At 61.4% G+C, this 16283-nt stretch carries 8 protein-coding genes and 1 pseudogene; 6 read left to right on the plus strand and 3 right to left on the minus strand.

Annotated features, from left to right (window positions below; genetic code table 11):
- Window positions 1-164 precede the first annotated feature (164 nt).
- From V5E97_RS15260 to V5E97_RS15270, 3 genes are all read right to left on the minus strand, one after another.
- Window positions 165-986, minus strand: a complete 822-nt coding sequence (locus V5E97_RS15260; RefSeq protein ID WP_406700165.1) for a HEAT repeat domain-containing protein — start codon at window positions 984-986, stop codon at window positions 165-167.
- A gap of 627 nt (window positions 987-1613) precedes the next feature.
- Window positions 1614-3185, minus strand: coding sequence for a hypothetical protein (locus V5E97_RS15265; protein WP_406700166.1), 1572 nt, complete (start codon window positions 3183-3185; stop codon window positions 1614-1616).
- A 541-nt stretch (window positions 3186-3726) separates the two neighbouring features.
- A complete protein-coding gene (locus tag V5E97_RS15270; RefSeq protein ID WP_406700167.1) occupies window positions 3727-7086 on the minus strand; it encodes a right-handed parallel beta-helix repeat-containing protein in 3360 nt (1119 codons plus the stop codon).
- A gap of 1154 nt (window positions 7087-8240) precedes the next feature.
- Here V5E97_RS15270 and V5E97_RS15275 point away from each other — a divergent pair.
- From V5E97_RS15275 to V5E97_RS15300, 6 genes and pseudogenes are all read left to right on the plus strand, one after another.
- A complete protein-coding gene (locus V5E97_RS15275; protein ID WP_406700168.1) occupies window positions 8241-8819 on the plus strand; it encodes a sigma-70 family RNA polymerase sigma factor in 579 nt (192 codons plus the stop codon).
- 984 nt (window positions 8820-9803) lie between these two features.
- Window positions 9804-10859, plus strand: a complete 1056-nt coding sequence (locus tag V5E97_RS15280; RefSeq protein ID WP_406700169.1) for a glycosyltransferase — start codon at window positions 9804-9806, stop codon at window positions 10857-10859.
- Between the two features lie 30 nt (window positions 10860-10889).
- Window positions 10890-11825, plus strand: coding sequence for a transcription termination/antitermination protein NusG (gene nusG, locus V5E97_RS15285; RefSeq protein WP_406700170.1), 936 nt, complete (start codon window positions 10890-10892; stop codon window positions 11823-11825).
- A 70-nt stretch (window positions 11826-11895) separates the two neighbouring features.
- A pseudogene (locus V5E97_RS15290) lies at window positions 11896-13364 on the plus strand (polysaccharide biosynthesis protein); the annotation flags it as partial.
- A gap of 24 nt (window positions 13365-13388) precedes the next feature.
- Window positions 13389-13577: a hypothetical protein gene (locus tag V5E97_RS15295; RefSeq protein ID WP_406701317.1), complete on the plus strand. Its 189-nt coding sequence runs from the start codon at window positions 13389-13391 to the stop codon at window positions 13575-13577.
- Window positions 13578-13673: 96 nt separating this feature from the next.
- A complete protein-coding gene (locus V5E97_RS15300; RefSeq protein WP_406700171.1) occupies window positions 13674-16247 on the plus strand; it encodes a polysaccharide biosynthesis tyrosine autokinase in 2574 nt (857 codons plus the stop codon).
- Window positions 16248-16283: the final 36 nt, after the last annotated feature.

The raw sequence follows: 16283 nt of genomic DNA on the forward strand, positions 1-16283 counted from the left end.
GACCGCCAGTTAAGCTGCTCTGGTGGCCCGGAGGAGGGGAACCGATGGCAGAGCTGTTGGAAGATGTCCTGCGGGTGGGGCGTCCCGAAGTGTTCAATATTCTCACTGCCCCGCCCGCCGACCACACCTCCTCGAGCGTCCAAATCTGAACAGAATTACTGTGCTCACTCGGGATCTGAATCCGTGGCAGGCGTCAGGCGCTCTAATTTCTCCGAAGCCCACTGCCGGATGTCCGGGGCACCCTCCCGGCGAGCGACTCGGAGGGCTGCCCTGACCGTCGACGGCGGGGCGATCTCGAGCAGGAGTTCGAGCGCTCCCTTGCGGGTTCGCACATCCTTGTCTCTCATGGCGGTGGCGAGGCCGGGGATCAGGAGCCTCGTGTTCGCGCCGAGACGGGATCGTATCAGGTGGATTTGCGAGCGCAGGTGTTCCTCAGTGCCCCCCATGATCACGGCAAGCGTCGCGGCGGATTCCTTGAATTCCCCGTTATCGATCAGTGACCGAGCGGCCGAGAGGCGGACCTCGACGTTGTGGTCCTGTAGGGCGCGGGCCAAGGCGAGCATTGCGATATCGTGGCCGTCGCCGACCGGGCCGATCACCGCACCCAGAGCTGCGGCTGCCGCGTACCGGACCTCCCAGTCCTGGTCACTCAAGAGAGCAAGGAGACTTGGAATGGCAGACTCCGCTCTTCTCCCATGAGCACCGAGACCGGCCGCAACGCATACGCGCACCCGGGGGCTGGGATCGTTTATCGCCCCGAGTAGGACGCCGATCGCTTCTCCTGACTCCCAGGTCGGGATTCCATATCCGAGCCCGATCGCGGCCTCGCGTCGTAGATAGGCCGGCTGCTGGGCCTGTAATTGCCGGGTGAATCGCCGGGTCGGGCTGAGGAAGAAGAGCCCGGCCCAGATCGCGATGGCCGAAAAAGCGACCAGGACGATCAGCATCCGGAGGCTGAGGCGGGGCTTGGGGAACTCCCGGGGCATCGCTCGGTCCTGAATCCAAGGAGGAGCCGATCGAGGCGAAGGGCGGCTCACGGCTCTTACATGTGTCCCAAGGTGGTTCATTTTCGAACCTGGACCTGCGGCCGTCAAGAGTATAGTGGACCTCAGAATTCGGACCACTTGGTAAGTGATCCTTGAGGGAGGTCTTGTCGAGGACGAATTATGGGACAAATCCGCAAGCGACACTCGGCGGCATTCAAGGCGAAGTTTGTGCACAAGTAAATATTTTGCGTCAGCCGTGGCCGGGATGGCAAGGCCATGCTGAGGTGGCCTCGCGCGCAACCCACTCGTGAACCTGCGTGGGGTTGGGCGTTGCCACGCGTCTCCCCCTCGCTCGGATAAGCTTTTCGCTTTGCGATGCAGCCCGAATGGGACGGGACGAACCGTAACCCGGACGGGCGTGGAGCAAGAGTTAGCGCTGGAACCGTAGAAGTGGGGGGGGAGGAATGAACTTCGGCAACCTCACGTCCCTGCTGAACGTGGGAGTGGTGGAGGTGATCGAGAATGGGGACGTGGGTGCCACTGATGGCGCCTTGTCGCCCTGATTTCGCACCGCCGGCAAGATTGGGTGACGCGAGTTGCTTCGACCCGCGTCACCCGGCCGCTGATTCAAACCTTGAGCAACTCTTTGGCCTCCGCGACGCCCGGAGCGGGGCGGCCGTATTCGCTGGCGGTCACGCGGGCGAGTGCGACGAGCTGCCGCCAGCGGAAGGCGGGGCGCGTCGAGGTGAATTCCTCGCGGACCGTTCGATAGTACTTCTCGGCGTGGAGTGCCCCGTCTTCACTCACGGCGTACTTGAGCAACACCGAGAACAATGGCGCGGGGTCGTAACCGAGCGTGCCGTAGTGGTGAACGAGCGCGGAGGCGATCTCTTGTTGATTGGCCTGGATCGCGGATTCGGTCTCGTTCAGCAGACGGGGTTGTTCGGTTGTTTTGATGGATTCGAGGACCTCGGCAAGCGGGCGCGGGGTCCACTTGCGGAAGTCGGCGTCGCGGCCTTGGCGGTCGCGTGCAACCTCATAGCCGGCGAGGATCAGGCAGGCGGCCGCGTTCCGCGGGTTGACCACGCGTGACATGTTCCGCCAGGCGTTGACCGCGTCGCTCGCGTGGACCCCGATCGAGTCTCCGTGGACGCTCCCTGGTGGCTTGCCTGGCGAGGCCCAGCGCTCGGGGCGGCCCGCATCGCGGAGGACGAGTTGATTCGCGGCAAGTGCGATCGCCTCGCCGACGTCTTTCGGATCAATCCCGTCAGCCAAGGCCGCGGCGACAGCATCGGCGGCCGAGGGGGGACTCGACTCGAAAATGGTCTTGCACATCGATGCGACCCACTCGTCGCCGGGTCGCTTCGTGCCGGGCTCCGACCTCGGGAGATGGTGCTGATCGAAGAGACGAGGTAAGAGGACGCGGGGCTCGTCGGTTTCGCTGGAGTGCCGCCAGTCACGCTCGCTCTTGACGCAGTAACGAACCGATTGACGAAGCATCGTATGAGCCTGTTCCTTGCCGACGACGTCGAGCAGTTCCCAGGCGCGGTAGGGGAGGACGACGCGATGGACCTCGGTATTGTCCTCAACCGCGAGGAGCAGGCTGTTGAATGCCTCCTCAGGGGAGCCGGCCGCGATCGCGGCGAAGGTGCGTTCGGCTTCGTTCATGTCCTTGCCACGCACCGCCTCGCGGAGCGCTTCGCCCGAGTCGTGCCCGGCCGAGAGCACCCCCGGCTTGACCGTCTTCAGTACTTCCGAGGCTCGTCCGCCGTGTTCCTGAATGCGATTGGTATTGCGGTAGAGCACCTTGAGCACGGGGAGCGCCTGACGGTCGGCGGGCAGTTCGTGCGCCATGTGATAGGCGGGGGCGAGTGCCATCAGGGTGTGGAAGCCGACGTAATCCTCGCCGCCGAACGTTCGCGCATTGGCCAGCGCAGCGGCGGCCACGAGCTCCTTGAGTTCGGTCCCCGCGTGAAGCTTCCCGACGAGCACCGAGACCAAGTTTCTGACCGGTGTCTCCTGCATCAGACTCACGAGGGGCTCGAGGCTGCCGAAGGCGAGACGCTCGCCCGCGCCCTCATCGTCTGCCCAGGCGGGTGTGAGCCCCATGTCGAACGCTGTGCCGAAGCCGATGCTCGCGACCAGCATGCCTCGACCGACGTTCCCCAAGAACTCACGACGCGTGTGCTGTGTGCCCATCGTCTTCGTCCTTTCACGTGAAACGAGCGGAATGATCATTGAGCCGGATCGATTTTGAGTCTAGCAGGATCAGTGGACTGGAACTCGCTTATTTTTGGCATTTTTCCAATGAACCCGTGAGGGTCATGGTTCCAAAATTCGCATTCCTCGTCCCCGAGTTGATTCCGGAAATCGGCTGGCACTGAGCGTCTTAATCGGGGCTGCAAAATGGTTGCGAGTTTTCGAGCAAGGCGGCGGCCTTGTCATGGGGTTGTGCCAGCAGACGCGGCGAGCTCATCACTATCGCAGCATGCATGGGGCCATGCAGTGGGCTGTTGTTATGGATATCCGTCAGGTTCGTTGACGTTGAGGATTGGAGCCCTACGATCGCACGGCCGGCCTGAAATTGAGAAATTGCCGGATGCGCCGGTGGCGGGTTTGCCTTAGAGTCATTCGAAAGACGGGCGGCTGGGGTCCGAGTGAGGACTCCAGCCGCCCAGTTGTGAATCCTCAAGCGTAAACCGCTCGGATCGTGGGAGGGGGGGGAGTTGGCCGTTCCGGATCACGAGCCTGTCAGTTTGCGAACGATGAAGGTGCCGAATTCGCTCGGCGTGTGGGTCAACGGCTTCGGGGCGTTGCCCGTCGGCTGAGTGATTTGCGTCTGGTTCATCGGGATTGCCACTGGTGTTCCGGAATAGATTCCTGAGGCGACGGGCGCACCATAGTAATTCTGAACATCAATGATCTCGTAGCGGTCGCCGATGGCCAGACCGGCGGAGGCGAGGTTGACATCCACGGTCGGTTTCTGGTCCCAATTGTAGATGACGACGTTCGCTCGCCCGGGCTCGTAAAGGTTCGCACGGACGGAGACAACGCTCCCCTTTGGACGCACTGACGGGTCAAGGTAAGTGTTTCCGGCGAACTCGGAGACCGAGGTCCCTCCCCGGACACTGCCCCAGAGTGTGTTGCCCGAAAAGCTGGTGGGCGGGCTATGGTCGAGCGTGAGGTCCGATGCGAAGTAATTGTCCTTTGCCACCAATCCATTGGTGTAGCCAATGAGGTTGGCCCCTTTGCGTCCCGGCGAGTAGGTGAAGTTGCTGATCAGCGTCGGGTTTTGGGCGATCGAACCGGAGCCGATGTGGATGTTTTCTGTGTAGCCGCTCACCGCCGAAGCCGCGCCGTTGTTAAAGGAGACATTGCCTTCGAGCAGGAAATTGTTGATGTTCGCATCGGACGACCCGTAGATGTGAATCCCGAATCCGAATTGATTGAAGATGATCGTGTCGGTGATCCGTTTGGTGCCATCCTTGTTCTGGGCGTAGATACCGTGGCCGTGGCCCCGGTCGGGTGCATCCCATCCATTGTTGTACACGATGGATCCATAGACCTCGGAATCTTTGCTTCCGGTCTCCCAGAAGATTCCGTTGCCCAGGTCGTGGATGACCATATTGATCAGCTTGACGTTTGAGCCGGTGACGAGGACCGCGGACGCTTCCCGTGGCAAGTCATCCGGGTGGGACAAGGTTGTCGAGGTTGTCCGAGCCGTGTTCGAGTCTGTGACCTCGAGACCCCAGTACCAGGCGTATTCCCCGCCGATGACCAGGCTCCGGTCGTGCGATGTGCCAACGTTCTCATCGATCGTGACCCGCTGTCCCTGGTAGTTGCGAACGATGATCGGGGCCGTGGCCGTGCCCTTCAGGTTGCTCACAAACCGGCCGGTGTATGTCCCCCCTTGGAGCCAGATCGTATCGCCGGCCTTGAAGGGTCGAAACTCGGGGCTGGACGGGTCGTTACTGGCGAGCGCCGTGGCCAGGTCCAGCGGCCGTTCCAACGTTCCGTCCCCGAAACGGGATCCGCTGGGAGACACGTAAAAGTCGGGCCCGGCTGGCCACGCCGGTGGTGTGGCGATGACAACGTTGTCGAGGGTAGCACCCGGAGTCAGCAGCGCTGTGTCCACGACGAACGGGTACTTTCGGGGGATCGCGTTCTGGTCCTCGGTAGCCACCTTCTGGCCGTTGCGGGAGTAGGTGATCGCCCCGTTGTCCACGGTGATCCGGAACACGTCGCCGGGTTGATAGTAGCCCCAGAACGTGTCGAGATAGCGGTTCGATTCGCGATGATAGCCTTTATACATGCCGTCATCGCGGAGCATGATCGCGAAGTCGATGTCCTGGTAGTCGGTGTTGGCGTCGTCACTGCTCAGGCCGATCACCCGAGTTGTGTTGGCGGTCGAGGCCGTGAATTCAACGTATCCGTATCCATACGCGATCGACTGAGTCGAGGATGCGCCGGAGGTCCAGGCCGCGGCGCCTGTCTTGACCAGTTTTCCTGAAGTGGCCGTCACCCCCACCGCATTCGCCCACGTGACGGGCTGGATGGTGCTCCCCGTAACAGGATCGATGGTACCAGGTGGTGTAGGTGTAGGTGTAGGTGTAGGTGTAGGTGTAGGTGTAGGTGTAGGTGTAGGTGTAGGTGTAGGTGTAGGTGTAGGTGTAGGTGTAGGTGTAGGTGTAGGTGTAGGTGTAGGTGTAGGTGTAGGTGTAGGTGTAGGTGTAGGTGTAGGTGTAGGTGTCTGGCTCGTTCCGATCACGACGTTGTCGAGGGTGGCCCCCGGGGTCAGCAGCGCCGTGTCGACGACGTAGGGGAATTTTCTCGGGATCGCGTTCTCATCCTCGGTGGCGAGTTTTTGCCCGTTGCGTGAGTACGTGACCTCGCCCGAAGCGGCGACGCTGATGCGGAATACGTCGCCCGGCTGATAGTAGCCCCAGAAGGTGTCGAGGTATCGGTTAGGCTCGCGATGATAGCCTTTATACATGCCGTCATCGCGGAGCATGATTGCGAAGTCGATGTCCTGGTAGTCGGTGTTGGCGTCGTCGCTGCTGAGGCCGATCACTCGGGTTGAGTTTTTGTTCGTGGCGGTGAATTCGACGTAGGAAGCTCCGGAGCTGATCACCTGGTTTGAGGAGGCTCCGGCACCCCAGGAGTTGGCGGTGTCGGTCTTGACGAGCTTTCCAGGAGTGGCGGTTACCCCCACGGCCTTCGTCCAGGTGACGGGCTGAACGGAGATCTCCAAACCGGGATCTGTCGGCGTGGGCGTCGGAGTCGGCGTCGGTGTCGGCGTGGGCGTCGGAGTGGTTGCCTGATCCGTTCCAATTACGACGTTGTCGAGGGTGCCCCCCGGAGTCAGCAGTGCCGTGTCGACAACGTAGGGGAATTTTCTCGGGATCGCGTTCTCATCCTCGGTGGCGAGTTTTTGCCCGTTGCGTGAGTACGTGACCTCGCCCGAAGCGGCGACGCTGATGCGGAATACGTCGCCCGGCTGATAGTAGCCCCAGAAGGTGTCGAGGTATCGGTTAGGCTCGCGATGATAGCCTTTATACATGCCGTCATCGCGGAGCATGATTGCGAAGTCGATGTCCTGGTAGTCGGTGTTGGCGTCGTCGCTGCTGAGGCCGATCACTCGGGTTGAGTTTTTGTTCGTGGCGGTGAATTCGACGTAGGAAGCTCCGGAGCTGATCACCTGGTTTGAGGAGGCTCCGGCACCCCAGGAGTTGGCGGTGTCGGTCTTGACGAGCTTTCCAGGAGTGGCGGTTACCCCCACGGCCTTTGTCCAGGTGACGGGCTGAACGACTGCACTGAGAAGGACTCTGTCTTCCAGTGGCGCCACCAGGACAGTCGGCCGGAACTTGCGTCGCATTCTCATCGTGTTTCGTCTCTGGATGGACCCGTCACGCCACCATGTTCGGTCGCGTCCGGGCTGGTCTGATAAAGAGAACCATTCCGTTGGATGGCTATCCGGCACTTCGTCTCCCACGGCGACCTGTCCCCACCATCCGCGCCACGGCTCGGTCTGAAGTTGAAGGTGGCCCACCCCGAAGGTTCCGTTGACAAACCCCGAGAGGATCACGAGTACCGTCAACATCTCAACCTCCTTTGATCGCCAGTTCCCGACCGTCGAGTGTTCGTGAGTGCACTGCGTCGGAGGGAGCCGAAATCAAGGTTGTGATCAGTCCGGTCAAGTTCACGTTCAAAGGAATGGCGAAGGAGCCCGACCGTGCGGTCGTGCAGGCGGAGACAGGGGGCGATGGGTCAATGAAACAGGCCGAGGGGCGGCGAGGACGGGCTTTCCTCTCGAAAGCCTGGCTCCGCCCGTCACGAGATCGCGATTGGCAGACGAGCGGCCACCGGATCGGCCGGAGGCCGGACAATGGTCGCACCGCGCGAGGCGACCGTCTACCCGGTCGATCACACTCGCAACACACTAATTCAGAATTCTACCGAGATACGCGCAAACGGGTAAAGGAAAAAAATGACCTGAATGTCATTTTGAGTCATAGTATCATGAAGTTTGGATGATTCAATCGAAATTTTTGCGTTGAAATATGTGATTGTGTAAACTGGGTTTCTCATGCGAAAGATCGGCCTGCCCTTCGATGTGGCCGCTCCTCCTCCCAGGATCTTGCAGGCAATGGTGCGGTGGTGAATGGTTGCGTTGTTGGTAGTGCCGTTGCCACCGATGTCTCGGCGGCGGCTTCGCTTCGGTGAGCGCTTTGCTCTTGGGGGAACGTGGTTCGCCGTCGCTTCTGGGACTTTTCAAGTGGTGACGGTCAACCTCTCGGACACAAGGCGTGGGGGCACCGTCAGGTCCACCATTGGGAGGGGGATCTGGCCGGCGACTCGAATCGGGGCCGCCGAGCGAACTCGGAGTCAGGAATCGACAATGGACGAAAAGCGGTCAGGATTGGCACGAACAAGATGACGTGGTTCTCTCTGGTCGGTCAGGCGGGCCCAGGGGATTCGAGTGTCGAGAGACACGGGATCAGCCACAGTCTAGTAACAAAATAATGCAGTCATTCAAGGAATTTAGCCAATCGGTTGTCTTTTGTCTTGAATATACAATGGCTTTTATTTTATATGGGTAGATCGCATGGATCGGTCGGCTCCGTGCTCGCTGTTTCGCACCGGGAGCCACGTACGCACGGTGAGCTGATCGTTCCGATTCTCCGTGGCATTGTTGTGACATCGAAGCTGATGCCCGTGATACTTTTTTGAGGACAGTCCTATCGAGGTGAACTCATGACCCACTTGAGTTCTCAGGTCCTGCCTCAAGAGCGGGAGGGTGTTGTACTCGCACCCGAGTTGGATTTCGTGATCTCAACCTGCCTGAGCCGCATCCGAAGATGGCGGGTCCCTCCATCCTGGATGGCGAAGGAGTGGGCTGAGGAGATCAAGTCGGAGGCGACCGTCGCCGGCCTGCAGGCGTTCCAGGAATTCGACGATACACGGGGTGTCCCCCGCGAGGCGTTCCTCCACCAGCGAGTCATGCAGCGCACCCTGGCCTTGTATCGTCGGGAATGGACCTATGCTGTCCGCCGGGTCGTCGAAGAGGAGCTTGACCGCCGGGCCGAAATTGGAAAAAAAGACCTAGCTAAGTATGTTGCCAACCTGCGGATCCTTCAGCAGTCGCTGAACCTTTTGCCCGAGTCGGATCTGAGCATTATCGAAGAAATTTTTTGGGGGGAGAGGAGCCAGACCGAGATTGCCGAGGAACTGGGGATCTCTCAGCAAGCTGTGAGTAAACGAAAGCATCGGATTCTGGAAACTCTCCGCGGTTCGATTATATCCTTCGAGCTATATGAGGAATATGGGTTGTAGATAATCAACTCATGCAATTGATCTTGTTGGAGAGAGATAGCAAGAGCGGTTGACGGATCGGGTTCGTTTTCTGGGATCGCGGGCGTACTGCCCTGATGCTGGCCTCAACGGGCTGGCTGAATCCCCCACGCATTCGAAAATCGCTCCAGCCGATTCATGCAGATTTTGAGTTTGCCAAATCGAGGACGCCTAGTGCTTATTCTGGCCCGTCCTGGTCGCAATGACCCGACGTGCCAACAAATTACGATGACGAAATGCACCGCCGCGATCGGTCGCCGGAGGAAGCTGCGGCCAAGACGGCGTCCGTTGAAGCAGTGAGGGGCAAGGAGGATTACCCTCAAAGGGCAGGAGGTTCCCGAGAAATCTACCGTGTGAGTGGGGAGTGGCAACCCACGGGCGAAAGGTGCGCGCAGTCTTCGGAGTACCGAGGACGACCGCAACCCATGGGCCAGCGGAACGCGCTGAATCCAGCGAGTTGATCGGGCCGTTCGAATGGTGAATCACGTCATTTTTTCTTCGACTTCGGCCGCGCGGTCACAAAACTACTCGCCCTCTGTCCCTTCTCCAGGTCGCTGGCAAATCCCCGTGTGCCATGGGATGCGGCCTGCCCTCGAGGATTTGGTATCTCCCCTCGACCGATGCCCACTGCGCTCATCAGCGCGGACAAAGTGTGGCCAAACGGAGCCGAGCTGAACCATGAACCTCGCCTGGAATCCAGGCCCGACATGGTCGCGCTCCGGTCGAAGTGGCTGGGTTGGAACGTCAGGTGACGCGGAGTCGCCGATCCCGTTCCGGAACCCTGTCGACTGGCGCGGGCCTGGCCAACCAACGCTCTGGGATCAACGACAACCCCAAACAGTGATCCGTTTGATGCCCGTAAATCGTAAACCGATCATCTGTCATCTCATGCAGGGGGCATCGGGAACTGGAGCCGAACGGCTTTCAGAGCAATTAGCCTATTTGTTCAGGCATGAGTTTGCATTCTTGTTCGTCTTATTGGGCGAAAAGAATCTTCCTGTCGGCGAGTTGCAGGCAAGCGGCTTTCCTGTTCAAGTGATCGAGCAACGGCCCGGTTCGAGCTGGCGGTGTTCGCGACGGCTGGTCCGGGTGTTTGAGCGCGAACGGGTCGATCTGGTCCACGTGCACCAGGCCACGTCCTGGCTGTTCGGGGCGATGGCGCGACTGCATTACCGGCGGCCGCCCATACTCTTGACCGAGCACGAACGAGGCTATCCGGATTTCCCTCCTCTCAAGCGCGTCGCGGCGATTCGTGTGCTGCTCGAGAGGCGGGATCGGATCGTGGCGGTCAGTCACACCGTCCGGCGGTCGCTCATCCTGAACGAGGGCCTGCCGCCGGAACGGGTAGCCGTGATCTACCACGGCATCGCACCGCTCCCGGCGGCCGCTGCCCACGTCGGCGATTCCGTGCGCCAGGAGATTGGCGTGGGGTCTGACATGTACTTGATCCTTCAGGTGGCCAGGCTCGATCTTTCGCAGAACCACGCGATTGCGCTTCGTGCCCTGGAGCAGGTTGTGAGGTCCGTCCCCCGGACTCGACTTGCCCTGGTGGGCGAGGGGCCCGAGCAGGGGATCGTTCGCGAGTTGGTCCGCCGGCACGGTCTCGAATCCCATGTTCTTTTCCTGGGGCTCCGGACTGACTATCACCGCCTGATGGCGGCCGCCGACGTCGTTCTCCTGACGAGCCTGAGCGAAGACCTCCCCTTAGCCCTGGTTTACGCCCTCGCGGCTGGCCGGCCCGTTGTGGCGATTCGAGCCGGCAGCGTGGGGGAAGTTGTCGTCAATCGACGGAGCGGTCTGCTCGCTTGTCCCAACGATGACGACTCGCTGACGGAGAACCTCCTCCTTCTCTGCAAGCAGCCAGACTTGCGTGCGCGGCTGGGGCGCGAAGCGCTGGAGCGGGCCGAACGGATGTTTTCGGAAGCGGCCATGGCGCAAAGCTATCACGCGATGTACCGGGAAATGCTCGGTCAGGGACACGATGAGAGTGGTCCCGAAACCGCGATCATGGTCCGACGGTGATGCATGACCTGTAGCCGTGGAGACGTCGCGATGCCGATTCTACCAGCCGAACCTGACATGTATCCCGCCACTCTCTGGGATCACGATGGCCCGGCGAGCGATCCGGACCGGCAGTGGTGGTGCCTGCACACCAAGCCACGTCAAGATAAGTTGGTGGCACGAATCCTGCGAAAGCGGCGGATCGCCTACTACTTCCCTCAGGTCGAGCAGGTGAGCAGGACTCCAGGCGGCCGAAAACTTCGCTCGATCCTTCCCCTCTTCGGCGGATATGTCTTTCTGCACGGTGACATGTACGAACGTGCCGAAGCGCTGCATGGATCGCACGTCGCCAATGTGCTCGAGGTCACGGACCAGGCGACACTGCAACTCGAGTTGTTCCAGGTGCATCAGATGCTGTCCTCGGGTCTTCCGATCACGCCAGAGCCGACCCACGTCGTCGGTACGATCGTCCAGGTGGTGGTGGGACCCTTGAAAGGGATCGTCGGCACCGTCGTCAGGCGCGGCAAACGGGACGCGTTCGTCGCCCACGTTCAATTCTTGCGTCGAGGAGTCATGGTCGAGTTGCAGGACTGGCAGGTCGAGCCGGTCCCGCACGCCTCGATTGGCTGCGAACAGCGCGGTTCGCATGTGATTCGAGGCCCGCCGGCGAGGCCGATGATGAAGGTTGGTTCGGCTATGGTTCTCGCGATCCTCGTACGGATCTATCTCTATGAGCGTACTCGAATATTTTCATTCAAGGAGTTCGGCGGACGACCTCGACCCGGGCGTGACCCGCTTGGCGGGGGCGAGGGAACCTTCCAGGTCGGACGAAGGGGTGCATCCGTCCCTGCTCCCAGCGTGGTTCCAAGGTGGATGGTCCAGTGGGTTGGTCAACGCCCTCGTCCGACGGCGGGTGGCGGTTCTCGTCATGATCCATGCCCTGATCTTTGCGGCGGTTTACTTGCTGGCCTATCTGGTCCGGTTTGAGGGGGCGATCCCGGCGGCGGATTGGGAGACGGCGATCGGAACCCTGCCACTGGTTATTGCCTGGAAGCTGATGATCTTCATTGGGCTGAAGAGTCATCGAGGCTGGTGGCGTTACAACGGGTTCGCTGACATCGTCCATCTGGCCAAGGCCGTGACCGTCAGCACGGTGGCGGTTGTCTTTATCGCCTTGTCGTACCGCGCGGAGCCCCGGCTCCCCCGGTCGGTCCTCTTGTTGGATTGGGCCGGTACGTTACTCGTCATTGGGGGACTGCGAGGAGGAACACGGTTGTACCGCGAACGCTACCATCCGATGGTCATGGCGCGCAGCATCGAGCGAGTTCTGGTGATTGGGGCGGGTGAAGCCAGCGTGGAACTGGTGAGTGCGCTCCAGAGGCATCCGCAACTGGGGATGAAAGCCGTCGGAATCCTCGACAGGTGTTCGCAGGGGCAGGTTTTGGCCGGCGTGAAGGTTCTGGGCCCACCGGGGGATGTGCGGCGACAGGCCACGGCCCACGGGGCCAAGACCGTCTTGATCCCGATCCCCGCGACGCCTCCGCCGGAGGTCCGCGCGTTGATGGCCGCTTGCGCCTCGGCCGGCCTGAAGGTCCAGGCCGTCCCTGGCTTCGGGGCCCTGATGACCGGGGGGCTGACGGTCCAGCCCCGCGACATCGACATTCACGACCTGCTCACCCGAGAGCCGGTCCGGCTCGACGATGCCTCGATTGGCAATTTTATTCGAGGCCGAGTGGTGCTGGTTACCGGTGCCGCGGGGAGCATTGGCTCGGAGATTTGCCGTCAGGTCCTGCGATTCCAACCCGGTCGGCTGGTTCTTCTGGACCATTCCGAGAACGGCCTCTTCTTCATCGAACGTGAGCTCAGCGTTGTGGCGGGGGAGGCTGAGGTCGTCGCGTGCGTGGCGAACATCACCGACGCCTTACGGGTCCGGGCCATGCTTGGTCGGCACCGGCCAAGCGTCGTGTTCCACGCGGCCGCGCACAAGCACGTCCCCTTGATGGAGGCGAATCCCGGAGAGGCGGTCAAGAATAATGTCTTCGGCACCCAGATCCTGGTCGACGAGGCGGTGAGTGCCTCGGTTGAAGCGTTCGTCCTGATCTCCAGTGACAAGGCGGTCAGGCCGAGCAGCGTCATGGGCGCTTGCAAGCGGCTCGCGGAAATGTACCTCCAGGGGCTCGCGGGCCAGGTGGCGACCCGGCTCGTCACGGTGCGGTTCGGCAACGTGCTCGATTCGACCGCGAGTATTGTCCCGCTGTTCAAGGAGCAGATCCGCCGGGGCGGGCCGGTGACCGTGACTGACCCGGAGATGACCCGCTATTTCATGACCATTCCTGAGGCCGCCCAGTTGGTCCTTCAGGCCGGTGCCTTGGGGCATGAGAGCGAGATCTTCGTCCTCGATATGGGACAGCCGGTGAAAGTCCTGGATCTCGCCCGGGATCTGATTCGGTTGTCAGGGGAGAGGATGGGCGCGAAGTCGACATCGTCTACACGGGCCTGAGGCCGGGCGAACGCTTGCACGAGGAACTCTACGATGTCGACGAGGAACGGATGCCCACGCCCCATCCCAAGATCTTCACGGCCAGACAACCGCCGTGTTGCCGAGAGCGGCTCAGAGATCGGCTCGATCGACTCGCCGGAGTGATCGAGAAGCCTGCCGACGAGGTGATCGCGGCGTTGGAAGAGGTGGTGCCTCGCTACCAGCCGACTCGGCTTGCCGCCCTGTCCGAGGTGGGCTGATACCAGAAGTTTTGCGCGCAGAGGCGGGCCGGCACGCCCTGGGATCAAACGTGGTCCTGATTTTCCCAGGCATCAGTATGTCTCGAGGCGTTCATTATGCAGGAACTCACCCCCCCGAACCGCCAGGACACCGAGAATTTTCGATTGATCGAAGATGTCTTCAGCCACCTGGGGACCATCCGTCGGTGGTGGCGATTGGTCGCATTGATCCTGGTGGCCTGTATCGTGCCGGCGGTCGCCTACCTGGCACGCATCAAACCGGTCTATCACGCGACGACCCGGCTGCTGATCTTTCAGCAAGGGGGGAAGCCCCTCACGGTGGGGAGCGGGGATGGGGGGGGCCTGTACTCGCCGTCCCCGGGGCAGAGCGAGAATGTTCTGGCGACCCACGGAATGATCATTCGGAGCCCGATCATCGTGGAACGCGCACTGGCGGCCTCGAGCTTCAAGACACTTTCGCCAGCCGGGGTCATCTCGCGGCTATCGGTCAAGGTTGAGGATGAGACGGCCAGGATCCTAGATGTCGTTTACCAGGCCGAGTCGGGAACTGAAGCCGTCGAGGTGGTCCGTGCGGTCGTCGATAGTTACGACCATTTCTTGGAAGAGACCTATCGGAAGAACAGCAGCGAAGCGATCGCCCTGATCACCCGGGCCCGCGGCGAGATGGGACAGGAGCTCGAAGTTCTGGAACGGAAATACCTCGAGATCCGCCAGAAGAACCCCTCCTACAGCGCTGAGGAGAAGGGCCGTTCGTATTACGCGCAGCGGATCAAGGTCTGGGAACAGACGGTCAATCAGGCCGCGATCCGGGTTCTGCAACTACGCAAGCAACTGGAACTGGGGCGCAAGCTTGCCGGCGAAGGACTGGGAGCCACGGCCGTCGCCGGCGCCCTTTCCCTCGCGAGTGGGGACACGTTGCTCGTCCCAACCCTTGCGGGGGCGGCCGATGCAACTCACTTCTATTCCGAAGGGGTCCGTGACGAGTTGGAAACCGTTGAGAACCAGCGACTCACGGCCGAGCGGCTTCTGACCTATCTCCGTGCCAATCATGCGGCAATGCATCCCGCCGGTACGACCGACTCGGAGGCCGTCGTCCGGCTCTTTTACGCCGATCGGGTCACGGCGGATTTGAAAGCCAGGCTCGACGAGGCCCGGTCGCGGGTCGTGGAGCTTGGCCGGGTGTACAGCGGTGGGTCGCAGGTGAGCGACCCGGCGATGGCCCAGGCCCGGCGCCGGGTGCGAACGCTCGAGTTGAGACTCGGCGAACTCTGGGCGCGACAGCGGCCAGAGCTTATCCAGCGTTTGAAGGCAGCGACCGACAGCGAAGAGATCCATCACGCGGAGTCGGAACTGGTCGTGTTGGAGGCCAAGGCCCTGGCCCTTCGCGAACGCTGGAATGAAGTCAGGGGACAGGAACTTCGCGAGCTCCGGCTCCGTCAGGAGTCGCTGGTCAAGCAGCACGGTCCCAATCACCCCGACCTCGTTCAGTTACAGGCCCAGATCGATAAGCTGGTACGGGCGGAACGGATGCCGATACGCGGCGCTGACGGCCGGATGACGGCCCTCCTGCGGTCGATCGAGGGGAGTCTCGAAACGGCCGAAGGGCTGCGGGCGGAGATGCAGCGGCGGCTCGAAGAGGAACGGAGCGCGGCCAAGGAGACGGAGACGGAGCTACTGGCCGAGGAGAAAATCCGCGCTGATTTGAACCGCCAGTGGTCCCTGTTCGACTCGATCTCGGTTCAACTCAAGAATGCCCAGTTGGTGGGCGACTACGGGCACATCGCCATTCGGACGCTCAGTCCACCGACCGCCTCCTTGTCCCGTCCTCAGTCGGGGCTGATTCTCAGTTTCGCCCTGATGGCCGGTTGCGTTTTGGGGATCGGAGGCGCACTGGTGGCCGACCTGGTCGATGCCCGGATTCACTCGCCTGCGGAACTCCGACGGCTGATGGATCTCTCGGTCCTTGGCATCATTCCACGATGCGTTGGCTCCAGGAATTCCTCGCGAGCTCGAGTTGGTCTGATCAGCCACGAATCGCCCCAGTCGATTCAGGCCGAATCCTATCGGTCGCTACGCACCAGCCTTCAGTTCGACCGCCGCCAGAAGCCTCACCAGGTCATCCTGGTCACCAGCCCCTATCCGGGCGACGGCAAAACAACGACGGCCAGTAACCTCGCGATCAGCCTGGCGCTGGCTGGTCGTAAGGTCCTCTTGATTGACGCCGACCTCAGGAACCCCTCACAGCACCGCGTGTTCGACCGCAGCCGCGAACGCGGGCTCACCCTGATGCTCAACGGTGTTCTGCCCTTCGACCAGGTCGTGCAGCCGACCTCGGTCCCGGGTCTGGACCTGCTCACCGCGGGCCAGGAAGTCCGCTCACCGGCCGAGTTGCTTGCCTCTCACGGCCTGAGCGAGCACCTGGAGGACATTCGCCGCGCCTACCAGGTCGTCATTATCGATTCCTCCCCGCTCTTGGTAGTGACCGACCCCTCGATCCTCGCGGCGGAGGTTGACGGGATCCTGCTCGTCACCCGGGCCTCGCAGACAAGGCGACGCGATGCCATGCGGGTTGCGGAACTTCTCAAAGCACTGGGGACCCCCGTCCTCGGCGCCGTTCTCAACGGTACCACGCCCGAACCGTGCTACTATCCTTATCAGTCGATAGGGTGATTTGGCATGTCGAGAATGCGTTCGTGTTAAAAATCT

Origin of the sequence: Singulisphaera photorubra (assembly GCF_045290345.1) — a bacterium.
In the GTDB taxonomy this organism is placed as follows: Bacteria; Planctomycetota; Planctomycetia; order Isosphaerales; family Isosphaeraceae; genus Singulisphaera.

What these genes read in the sequence shown, in the direction of transcription:
- nusG (WP_406700170.1), top strand. Translation starts at nt 10,890, where the DNA reads ATGCCGATTCTACCAGCCGAACCTGACATGTATCCCGCCACTCTCTGG.
- V5E97_RS15295 (WP_406701317.1), top strand. Translation starts at nt 13,389, where the DNA reads ATGCCCACGCCCCATCCCAAGATCTTCACGGCCAGACAACCGCCGTGT.
- V5E97_RS15270 (WP_406700167.1), bottom strand. Translation starts at nt 7,086, where the DNA reads ATGTTGACGGTACTCGTGATCCTCTCGGGGTTTGTCAACGGAACCTTC.
- V5E97_RS15300 (WP_406700171.1), top strand. Translation starts at nt 13,674, where the DNA reads ATGCAGGAACTCACCCCCCCGAACCGCCAGGACACCGAGAATTTTCGA.
- V5E97_RS15275 (WP_406700168.1), top strand. Translation starts at nt 8,241, where the DNA reads ATGACCCACTTGAGTTCTCAGGTCCTGCCTCAAGAGCGGGAGGGTGTT.
- V5E97_RS15265 (WP_406700166.1), bottom strand. Translation starts at nt 3,185, where the DNA reads ATGGGCACACAGCACACGCGTCGTGAGTTCTTGGGGAACGTCGGTCGA.
- V5E97_RS15260 (WP_406700165.1), bottom strand. Translation starts at nt 986, where the DNA reads ATGCCCCGGGAGTTCCCCAAGCCCCGCCTCAGCCTCCGGATGCTGATC.